This is a genomic window from Mesorhizobium sp. M4A.F.Ca.ET.020.02.1.1 (assembly GCF_004022645.1).
Lineage (GTDB): Bacteria > Pseudomonadota > Alphaproteobacteria > Rhizobiales > Rhizobiaceae > Mesorhizobium.
Genome location: NZ_RZOI01000655.1, coordinates 1 through 3,408 on the forward strand (window position 1 = coordinate 1; position 3,408 = coordinate 3,408).

The following is a 3,408-nucleotide window of genomic DNA, read 5'->3' on the forward strand; positions in this document are numbered from 1 at the left end:
ATTGGGCAATAGTATGCGCTGCACCTTGTCCCTGCCCCAACGGCCCCAGGCCTCCGGCGAACACCATCCCCGATCGAGAAGCGGTTCGAGCTCACCGCCGGCGGCGGCGCTGAGCCATCGATTGGAAAGCAACAGAGGCTGCGAACAGTCCGACTTAGGCAAGCGATACAGGCGGCGAAGCGGGTCGTCACTGACCAGCCGCGCGCCGACCGCGCTCAGCCGGCTGTCCCATGCCGCGAGCTCGGTAGCGTCGTAGCCGCGGCGATCCACCAGCACCGCGTCGAAATTGTAGCCGGCTGACAGTTCGGCCAGGGCGCAGGGCGAGTCTGCGGTCTTCAGCAGGAGTTGCAGGTGTGACAGATTTTCGCTTCCCCGCGAGCCGCCGTAACTCCAGTGCCTGGAACTGCCCGGAGCGCTGAAGACAAAGGGCAATAAATGGTTGTAGGGCTCGAAGCCGCGGATCGTGGGCGCTTCGGGCCAGGCCGCCATCGGCAGCTGGAGAATCCGCCGCAGCCCTTCAGAATCCGCCACCGCCAAAGTCGCGCGGATGCTTGTCATCTCCGTGGCAAAAGCCGGCTGGCGCTGCAAGGCGTGCTGCTGTCGGGCAAACAGCGCAAAGCTGCCAATGCTGTTCACAAGCACCAGGACAACGAGAGCTACCGCGGCTATCACGCCGCCGATCGAACGGCCGAACCTGGATCGCAGCCGGAGCACCACCCGCTGCCATAACCTGAAGAACACCAGCAGCGCCGCGAATGCAAAGAACGGCGCGATGCGATTCTGTGCGCGGATCTCCGGCCTCATCAACAGATTGAAGATCAATCCCAGACCGAAGGGCGCACAATAGATCATGCAGAAGACGAGATATGCGTTCAATGTCGGCGTCAGGCCTCCGTAGGCCGGCCGGACACCAGGACCGCGCCTTCGCAACAGCAATGAACCAAACAGGGCGGCCAGCAATGCGAAAGCGGACAGGACGGGGCCAGGCCAGGCGTCCGTCCCCTCGGTCTTGCCGCGGATGGCCATGTAATCACGCAGTGCATTCCGCGCGACGCCGAATGGCTCCAGCCCGATGATCACGTCGGAGATACGAAAACCATAGAGCGGCTGGTCGGCTGCTGTTCTTGCTGGGAAGCCAGCGTCGCCTGGCGTGACCGCGACGAAGAACGCCAGGATTGGCACCAGCACGGCCAGCGTCACGCCAGCCGGCAGTGCCATGGCCGGCAGATAGCGCCAGTCCCGCTCCTGCGTGGCCAGGGCCAGCCCGACAAACCCCCAGGTAAGCAGGGAAAAGAAGCTGTAGTAGATTCCGGACGTGGCGATAACCATGCAGCATGCGAGCGTGACCGGATCCTTGACCATGCCGGTCGGCGACCGATTGCGAACGGCCATGACAATGCGAGGCAGGATCAGGAACGCAAGCGGCGCCGCATAATAGGCGGCGAGATAGTCATGCCCGGTCGAACGCTCTGCGAAATAGGGAATGAACGCAAAAGCGAAAGCGCCCGCGAGGCACCACCAGGGCCGTATCTGAAAGCTGCGCAGAGCGCAGAAGGCAGCCGCGAAGTTCACCGCGACGATGATGACGAAATATACATTGGCGCCAACGATCACGTCGCCGGTCAGGCGAGTGGTCAGAAATTGCACGACGCGTTCGGTAAGGTCGGTGAAAGGAAAGCCGAGCAGATCCAGCCGATCGGGAAAACCCACCGCATCCGTTCGAAAAATATGCGGCCAGTCGAGAAATAGCCTGCCGTGAAGCAGCAGGAAAGTACGATCGCCCCACAGACCAGTCGGGACGCCGAATCTCATGAATGGAACACCCGCCATCAGCCAGGCGAGCAGAATTCCCAAACAAAGGAGAAGTACAGGCCGCCTTCCAAGATCGGCGAAGAATGCGCTAGTGTATCGGATCATACGAGAGGCCAATCGCATGATGTCGACCACTAGCATGAACGCCATGGGCTGTCATGGAGCCTGATCCGGCGCTCGCTCACCAGCAAATCCTGAGTTCGCGGGCGCTGCGCAAGCTGATCCTTGAAGAATCACATCGCGCCCATGTCGGGCACATTGGCTCGGCCCTGTCCGTGGTGGATCTTCTCGCAGCACTTTATGGCGGAGCCATGCGACTGAACGCACCGGACGATCCGGATCGCGATCGTTTCGTTATGGGAAAGGGGCACGCGGCGCTTGCGCTCTACGCCGCCCTGTTCTTGCGCGGATGGCTAAGCCGCGCCGAACTGGCAAGCTATTGCGCCGATGATTCCCGCCTGGGCGTGCACCCGACCCATCACCTCCCAGGCGTCGACTTCTCGACCGGCTCGCTCGGCCTTGGCCTGTCGATCGGCGTCGGATCGGCGCTCGCCGCGCGCCTGCTCGGCAAGGACCGCCGCACCTATGTGCTGCTGTCCGATGCGGAATGCAATGAAGGATCGACCTGGGAAGCGGCGATGTTTGCCGGGCATCATCGGCTCACGAATTTGATTGTCGTCGTCGACGTCAATGGACAGCAGGCGCTTGGCCCGACCGCCGAGATCATGAACCAGGCACGGATGCCGGAACACTGGGCAAGTTGCGGCTGGACGGTCCGGGAGGTGGATGGACATGCGCCAGCGGCGGTTCGCGAGGCGCTGCGTCCGCATCGCCAGGAGCCGTTGGTGGTGCTGGCGCGGACCGTGTCGGGGCGCGGTGTGAGTTTCATGGAGCGCCAGGTGCGCTGGCACTATTTGCCGATGTCGGACGAAGACTTTGCCATCGCCCTGGCGGAGAGCGAGGCGCTGCAGTGAGGCGCGAGTTCATCGCCAAGCTCTGCGAACTCGCCGCGCGCGATCCGCGCATCATGTTGCTGACCGCAGACCTCGGCTTCTCTGTCGTGGAGCCCTTCGCGCAGGCCTATCCGGACAGATTCGTCAATGTCGGTGTCGCCGAGCAGAACATGATTGGCATCGCAACGGGTCTGGCGGAAGCCGGATTTCTTCCGTTCTGCTATTCGATCGCGACCTTTGCGACGCTGCGGCCTTACGAATTCATCCGCAACGGTCCGGTTGCGCACGAACTGCCCGTCCGCATCGTCGGTGTTGGCGGCGGCTTCGACTACGGCACGGGCGGCTCGACGCATCACAGCCTTGAGGACATTGCCGTCATGCGTGCGCTGCCTGGTATGATGGTTCTCGCGCCGGTCGATGGACCTCAGGCCGCCGCGGCGCTGGACTGCGTGTGGTCGGCGCCGTCCCCGGTCTATTTCAGGCTGGGCAAGGACAGTCCGCAGGGCGCGATCTCTGGCGGTCGATTTGAACTCGGGCGGGCTCAGACCATGCGTCGAGGCGCCGACGTGCTGCTCATTTCAACGGGTGCTCTGGCTGCGGAAACTATGACCGCTGCCGAGACGCTGGCAAGCGGCGGCGTGCA

3 protein-coding genes are annotated in these 3,408 nt (G+C 63.0%); 2 read left to right on the forward strand and 1 reads right to left on the reverse strand.

Annotation, left to right across the window (positions count from 1 at the left end; translation table 11 throughout):
* Nucleotides 1–1,812 (reverse strand): hypothetical protein (locus tag EN742_RS28665; RefSeq protein ID WP_148670324.1); only part of this gene is annotated, 1,812 nt, incomplete at its 3' end.
* A gap of 158 nt (nucleotides 1,813–1,970) precedes the next feature.
* Here EN742_RS28665 and EN742_RS28670 point away from each other — a divergent pair.
* Nucleotides 1,971–2,786 (forward strand): transketolase, encoded by an 816-nt coding sequence (locus EN742_RS28670; RefSeq protein ID WP_126054555.1) that lies wholly within the window; start codon nucleotides 1,971–1,973, stop codon nucleotides 2,784–2,786.
* Nucleotides 2,783–3,408 (forward strand): 1-deoxy-D-xylulose-5-phosphate synthase (locus tag EN742_RS28675; RefSeq protein WP_128333552.1); only part of this gene is annotated, 626 nt, incomplete at its 3' end. The genes EN742_RS28670 and EN742_RS28675, both read left to right, overlap by 4 nt.